Here is a 6,861-nt window from a genome sequence, read left to right as displayed (position 1 = left end):
TAACCTAACACAATCTTCATTGCCGGTCGTTAATCGCTAATTATTAAGGAATCGAACCCTAAAAATGAACCTAATCACCCTACTCCAGTATAACCTCTTTTTCTTATGAACTTCGCTTGTTTCTCAAAGCGGGTGCAAATATACAACCACATTTTAAACTAACAAAACTTTTTTGAAATATTTTTAAAAAGTTTTTTTTTGAATTTTCCTAAGAAAGCAAACCTTCTTAGCGAAACAAAAAAAGCAAACAAAATTAGTAATGAACGCAAGCAAAACATTATCTCGTTTTGCGGGTGCAAACATACAACTCTTTTTGAAATACCAAAAGGTTTTTTCAAATCTTTTTACTTACTTTTTCAAACTAAATCTTCTTCAATGAACTCTCCAAATTAAAGCCTTATGCTTATCCGTTGGCGGGTGCAAACCTACAACCCTTTTTCATTACAACAACAAAAAATATAAAGTATTTTTGAAGAAAATTGTAAACCTACTGGTTTTTAAAAAGTTGGAAAGCGAAGATAATAAAATTAATCAAAATAGAGATGATTTTTTTCAACAAAACACATACTCTAATCACTAAATCACAACAAGTAATATTTTGAAATAATATTTTGCGTTAAGAATAACACTCTTAATATGCGCTCAAAGAAAACCTATCCTTTTGCACCGTTTTAAAAAATACTATTATGAACAAAAGATATAACGAATAGACTAATCCTGATTTTATGAAGAAGAATCACAACCTAGTTCTTTACTGTAATAGGCTTAATAGTATCCGTCCATTTATTTCTCAGATCATAAAAACTAAAATCCAAAGCAGTTTTCTGCTCTACTAAAATATTTGATTGAAAACTTCTTTGCAATATATCTTCAATCCAATAATCTTCTTCTATATTAATAGGATCATATTCTTCTTTTAAAGAAATATTAAATAACTTGGCGGTACTATTATACCAAAAGGCCTTCCATCCACTCCTATATTCTTTTACCAAATCAAACATAGTCTGACCAGTTTGTCGATGAATCAACTTTACTAAAATCTGACCTTCCGTACGTGTCATCTTTTTTAATTCGCTCGTAAACTCTTCTTCCATATATTTCTGAAGTATTCTAACATATTTTTTACGAGCACTTTTTGATTTGATATTTTCTAATCTTTCATTTAATGTTATTAACCTATCTGATGCTAATTTTGCATAAGGATACACTTTCCTTGTTTTACGTCTTAATATAAGATACTTTCTTCTTGCTAATCTATTTTTAAACTTAAGCTTACCTAATATCACTACCTCTTCCAGATCAATAGCTTCATGAGGAATTGTATCTCCTTCTATTATATAGTATTGTACATAGCCACTTGTGTCCGTCTTTGTCGAATCAATTTCTTTCTGACAAAACACACTTAAAGGCAATAATACTATAAATATGTATAATAAATATTTCTGCATAGTAGGTATACGATCTTCTAAAATCATTCCAAAATTAGTAATAAACACTTTGTAAACTGTAAAATCTTTGTGAATATTATTAACTTCGTACAAAACAAAAATATATAAATGGCTAAAAAAAGCATACTAAACAAGAAGTCTTTGACTTTTTTAGAGAAGTATTTAAACAATGCTGCACCTACCGGGTATGAATGGGAAGGGCAAAAAATATGGATGGATTACCTTAAACCATATGTAGATGAATTTATTACAGACACCTACGGAACTGCCGTTGGTGTTATAAATCCTAAAGCTAAATATAAAGTAGTTATTGAAGGACATGCGGATGAAATTTCGTGGTATGTAAACTACATTACGGATAATGGTCTTATATATGTAATAAGAAATGGTGGTAGTGATCACCAGATAGCTACTTCCAAACGTGTAAATATCCACACTAAAAAAGGAATTGTACAGGGTGTATTTGGTTGGCCTGCTATACATACCCGTAAAGGATCTAAAGAACAAGCTCCAACATTAGAGAATATATGTATTGATGTAGGATGCAATACTAAAGAGGAAGTTTTAAAGCTTGGAGTTCATGTAGGATGTGTAATAACGTATCCTGATGAGTTTTTTGTTCTTAATAAAGATAAGTTTGTCTGTCGTGCTTTAGACAATAGAATGGGTGGTTTTATGATTGCTGAAGTTGCTCGTTTATTAAAAGAGAATAAGAATAAACTTGATTTTGGTTTATATATCACTAATTCTGTTCAGGAAGAAATAGGTCTAAGAGGTGCTGAAATGATCACGCACACTATTCAACCAAATGTTGCTATTGTAACTGATGTTTGTCATGACACTACCACTCCTATGATAGAAAAGAAAACTCAAGGTGAAACAAAAATTGGTGACGGTCCTGTAATCTCTTACGCTCCTGCTGTACAAAATAGACTTCGAGAATTGTTGATTGATACTGCAGAAAAGAAAAAGATTCCTTTCCAACGCATGGCATCAAGCAGAATGACAGGAACAGATACAGATGCTTTTGCATATAGTAATGGCGGTGTAGCCTCTGCTTTAATCTCTTTACCTTTGCGTTATATGCACACAACGGTGGAAATGGTGCACAGAGATGATGTAGAAAATGTGATTAGTTTAATTTATGAGAGTTTATTAGCTATCAAATCTGGTGAAACTTTTAGTTATTTTGAAAAGCCTAAACCGGCGACAAAACCTAATCCAAAAACCAAATCTAAGAAATAAGCATCATTATAAAGCCTCGCAATTGCGAGGCTTTAATTTTTTATCACATATTATCTCATAAAGCATTCTCCATTATTTCTTGAACTACTTCGGGATTCAACAACGTACTGGTATCACCTAAATTCGAAGTATCTTTAGAAGCTATTTTTCTCAAAATACGTCTCATAATTTTACCACTTCTTGTTTTAGGTAGTCCCGATACAAATTGAATTTTATCCAATTTTGCAATAGGACCAATGCGTTCTGTTATTTGTTGATTCACTTCTTTACTTAAATTATCACGATCTCTAGATTCTCCCGCTTCCTTTAAAATAACAAAACCATATAATGCATTTCCTTTTATATCATGAGGAAAACCAACAATTGCAGATTCCGCAACAGCTGGATGTTCATTAATTGCATCTTCGATCGGAGCAGTTCCGAGATTATGACCAGAAACAATAATTACATCATCCACTCTACCAGTTATTCTATAGTATCCAACTTCATCTCTTAATGCTCCATCACCAGTAAAGTACTTATTTTTAAAGGCAGAAAAATAAGTATCTCTATATCTTTCATGATTTCCCCAAATAGTTCGTGCAATTGATGGCCACGGAAACTTAACACATAATCGTCCTTCTACCTGATTTCCTTCAATCTCATTACCATTTTCATCCATTAAAGCAGGTTGTATGCCTGGCATTGGCAAAGTAGCATATGTCGGCTTGGTTGGTGTTGAAAAAGGAATTGGAGAAATCAAAATTCCTCCTGTTTCAGTTTGCCACCAAGTATCTACAATTGGGCATTTTTTTTCTCCTACATGATCATTATACCAATGCCAAGCTTCTTCATTAATTGGTTCTCCCACAGTTCCCAATACTTTAAGGCTGGATAAATCATATTTTGTAACATAATCAAGATTCTCTTTAGCCAATGCTCTGATTGCTGTAGGTGCTGTATAGAACTGAGTAATTTTATGTTTTTGTACAATATCCCAAAAACGTCCAAAATCCGGATATGATGGAACCCCTTCAAACATTACAGTAGTCGCTCCATTTGCTAAAGGACCATATACGATATAAGAATGACCGGTAATCCAGCCGATATCTGCGGTACACCAATAAATATCATCTTCTTTATATTGGAACACATTTTTAAAACTATACGCAGTATACACCATATATCCCGCAGTAGTATGCATCATTCCTTTTGGTTTTCCTGTAGAACCGGAGGTATATAGAATGAACAATGGATCTTCTGCATCCATTATTTCTGGATTACAATTAATATCCGCATTGTCTAATAAAGGCTGCAACCATTCATCTCGTCCAGTTTTCATTTCAATATCAGCATTAATTCGTTTTGCAACCAATACGGACTCCACACCAGGACATTGTTCAACGGCTTCATCGACGATACCTTTCAGATCTATTGTTTTTGCTCCTCGATAAGAACCATCAGAGGTAATTATCATTTTAGCTTCACAATCATTAACTCTTGTTGCTAACGCTGTAGCAGAAAATCCTGCAAAAATCACGGAATGTATTGCTCCTATTCTAGCACAAGCCAATACCGAAATTGCCAACTCAGGAATCATAGGAAGGTAAATACAAACACGATCACCTTTTTTAACTCCTTTACTTTTTAAAACATTTGCAAATTTACACACTCGCTCATGCAATTGATTATATGTTATATGCTCTGCAGGTTCTTCTAGATTATTAGGTTCAAATAAAATAGCTGTCTTATCTCCTCGAACATATAAATGCCTATCTATACAATTCTCCGTAATGTTTAGCTTAGCTCCTTCAAACCATTTTACTTCTGGTTTTGTAAAGTCCCACTCCAATACTTTATCCCATTTCTTTCTCCACAAAAAATGCTCTTCTGCTATTTCGCTCCAAAAGAGTTCTGGATTTCTAACAGATTTTCTATATACCTGAAAATATTCTTCAAGATGTTTTATGTGATAATTACTCATTACTAATTAAATGATTTATGTGTTTTTTTTATCTATTTTAAAATGTACAACGGATCCACAGTTTCACATTCTTTCTAGTGATTTGTGGATTGTCCAGCATTCGAAGGAATTCTAATATTTTCCACAATGTCTTGTACTTCTTTTGGTGGTTTTGATGTGAATTGACACACAACCAATGACACTATAAAATTAATAAACATGGCAACAGCTCCGAATCCTTCTGGAGAGATACCGAACCACCATTCATCAGAAGAAGGCAGAACATCATCAAACCAACCTAATTTATATTTGATCATATATAATAGCATGCATAAAATCCCAACGATCATCCCTGAAATCGCTCCTTCTTTATTCATTCGTTTATAGAAAATCCCCAAAACAATTGCCGGAAAGAAAGAGGCTGCAGCTAATCCAAATGCCAATGCTACTACAGCTGCTACAAATCCTGGCGGATTAATACCAAAATACCCTGCAACACATACTGCTGCCACTGCAGAAATTCTTGCAGCAACCAGCTCTCCTTTTTCTGAAATATTTGGTTTAATCATTTTTTTGATAAGGTCATGAGATACAGAAGATGAGATAACTAATAACAACCCAGCTGCGGTAGACAATGCAGCCGCCAAACCACCTGCTGCCACCAATGCAATTACCCAATTAGGTAAATTAGCAATCTCAGGATTTGCTAAAACCATAATATCACGATCCACAAACAATTCATTTTTTGTTGAAGTATTTATGTTTGTAATAATACGTTCTCCGTATTCTCCTCGTTGTTGCCCATCAAAAATTGGTTTATTCTTATTTCCAACTACTGCATGACCTTTGGTATATTGTATTTTGCCGTCTTCATTTTTATCAACCCAACCTAATAGTTCTGTATCTTCCCAGTTTTTAAACCACAGTGGTAACTCTTCATATTTTTTATTCTGGACAGACTCGATCAAGTTGGTTTTCGCAAAAACTGCTACAGCTGGAGCCGTTGTATATAATATAGCGATAAGCAATAAAGCATATCCAGCGGATTTACGAGCATCTTTTACTCGTTTTACCGTAAAAAAACGTACAATTACATGTGGTAATCCTGCTGTTCCTACCATTAATGCTAATGTAATTGTAAATACATCCAACATAGATTTAGAACCATCAGTATATTCTGAGAATCCTAACTCTGTACTTAATCCATCCAATTTATCTAAAAGATACGTTCCAGAACCATCTGCAACGGTATCACCAAATCCTAATTGTGGAATCGGATTACCAGTCATCTGAATAGAAATAAATATTGCAGGCACCATAAACGCAAAAATCAAAACACAATACTGTGCGACTTGTGTATAGGTAATACCCTTCATTCCTCCTAGAACAGCATAAAAAAGAACAATGATCATTCCGATCAAAACTCCTGTATTGATATCTACTTCCAAAAATCTAGAAAACACAATCCCTACTCCACGCATCTGTCCGGCAACATATGTAAAAGACACCAAAAGAGCGCAGAAGACAGCTACAGATCTAGCTGTTTTAGAATAATAACGATCTCCAATAAAATCAGGCACTGTAAATTTTCCAAATTTTCGAAGATACGGTGCTAACAATAATGCTAGTAATACATAACCTCCAGTCCACCCCATAAGATATACTGCACCATCATACCCATCAAAAGCAATAATACCTGCCATAGAAATAAAAGAAGCAGCACTCATCCAATCCGCGGCTGTTGCCATTCCATTTGCTAAAGGCGAAACTCCACCACCAGCAACATAAAATTCTTTTGTAGATCCTGCTCTTGACCAAATCGCTATTCCTATATACAATGCAAAAGTAATTCCTACTAAAATATAGGTCCAAATCTGTACGCTCATTATTTATTTACTTTTTAAGGTTACTTTAATCTTTATCATAACCATATTTTTTATCCAGTTTATTCATTAACCGAACATATATAAAGATTAAAATCACAAATACATAAATCGAACCTTGCTGAGCAAACCAAAATCCTAGCTTAAAACCTCCTAATCGAATTTCGTTTAACAGATCTTTAAACAGTATGCCTGCTCCATACGATACTGCAAACCAAATGATAAGTAAAATCGAAAGGTATTTCACATTCTCTTTCCAATATGCTTTTGCTTTTTTTTCTTGTTCTGATATCATTTCGATTCAAAATAAAATTAAAATAGGAGTAATACAATTTTTAATATT

The 6,861-nt window shown here is 33.7% G+C and carries 5 protein-coding genes; 1 reads left to right on the top strand and 4 read right to left on the bottom strand.

Annotation, left to right across the window (positions count from 1 at the left end):
• Nucleotides 1–743: 743 nt before the first annotated feature.
• Nucleotides 744–1,475 carry a DUF4294 domain-containing protein gene (locus Q0975_RS24320; protein ID WP_299442060.1) on the bottom strand — a complete coding sequence of 244 codons (732 nt, stop codon included), beginning with the start codon at nt 1,473–1,475 and terminating at the stop codon, nt 744–746.
• Between the two features lie 81 nt (nt 1,476–1,556).
• Between Q0975_RS24320 and Q0975_RS24315 the strand changes: the two genes are divergently transcribed.
• On the top strand, nt 1,557–2,693 hold the full coding sequence (locus tag Q0975_RS24315; RefSeq protein ID WP_299442057.1) for a M42 family metallopeptidase: 1,137 nt from the start codon (nt 1,557–1,559) through the stop codon (nt 2,691–2,693).
• Between the two features lie 55 nt (nt 2,694–2,748).
• Here Q0975_RS24315 and acs read toward each other — a convergent pair whose 3' ends face one another.
• The 3 genes from acs to Q0975_RS24300 all read right to left on the bottom strand — a co-directional run bounded on the left by acs (nt 2,749) and on the right by Q0975_RS24300 (nt 6,810).
• Nucleotides 2,749–4,656 carry an acetate--CoA ligase gene (gene acs, locus Q0975_RS24310; protein ID WP_299442054.1) on the bottom strand — a complete coding sequence of 636 codons (1,908 nt, stop codon included), beginning with the start codon at nt 4,654–4,656 and terminating at the stop codon, nt 2,749–2,751.
• A gap of 74 nt (nt 4,657–4,730) precedes the next feature.
• Nucleotides 4,731–6,521 carry a sodium:solute symporter family protein gene (locus Q0975_RS24305; RefSeq protein WP_299442051.1) on the bottom strand — a complete coding sequence of 597 codons (1,791 nt, stop codon included), beginning with the start codon at nt 6,519–6,521 and terminating at the stop codon, nt 4,731–4,733.
• Nucleotides 6,522–6,546: 25 nt separating this feature from the next.
• Nucleotides 6,547–6,810 carry a DUF4212 domain-containing protein gene (locus tag Q0975_RS24300; protein ID WP_299442062.1) on the bottom strand — a complete coding sequence of 88 codons (264 nt, stop codon included), beginning with the start codon at nt 6,808–6,810 and terminating at the stop codon, nt 6,547–6,549.
• Nucleotides 6,811–6,861: the final 51 nt, after the last annotated feature.

Source organism: uncultured Aquimarina sp. (genome assembly GCF_947500065.1).
Taxonomy (GTDB): Bacteria; Bacteroidota; Bacteroidia; order Flavobacteriales; family Flavobacteriaceae; genus Aquimarina.
This window is presented reverse-complemented; position numbering and strand designations above follow the sequence as displayed.

Coding starts and splice junctions, on each gene's coding strand:
- Q0975_RS24305 (WP_299442051.1), bottom strand. CDS start 6,521: ATGAGCGTACAGATTTGGACCTATATTTTAGTAGGAATTACTTTTGCA.
- Q0975_RS24315 (WP_299442057.1), top strand. CDS start 1,557: ATGGCTAAAAAAAGCATACTAAACAAGAAGTCTTTGACTTTTTTAGAG.
- acs (WP_299442054.1), bottom strand. CDS start 4,656: ATGAGTAATTATCACATAAAACATCTTGAAGAATATTTTCAGGTATAT.
- Q0975_RS24320 (WP_299442060.1), bottom strand. CDS start 1,475: ATGATTTTAGAAGATCGTATACCTACTATGCAGAAATATTTATTATAC.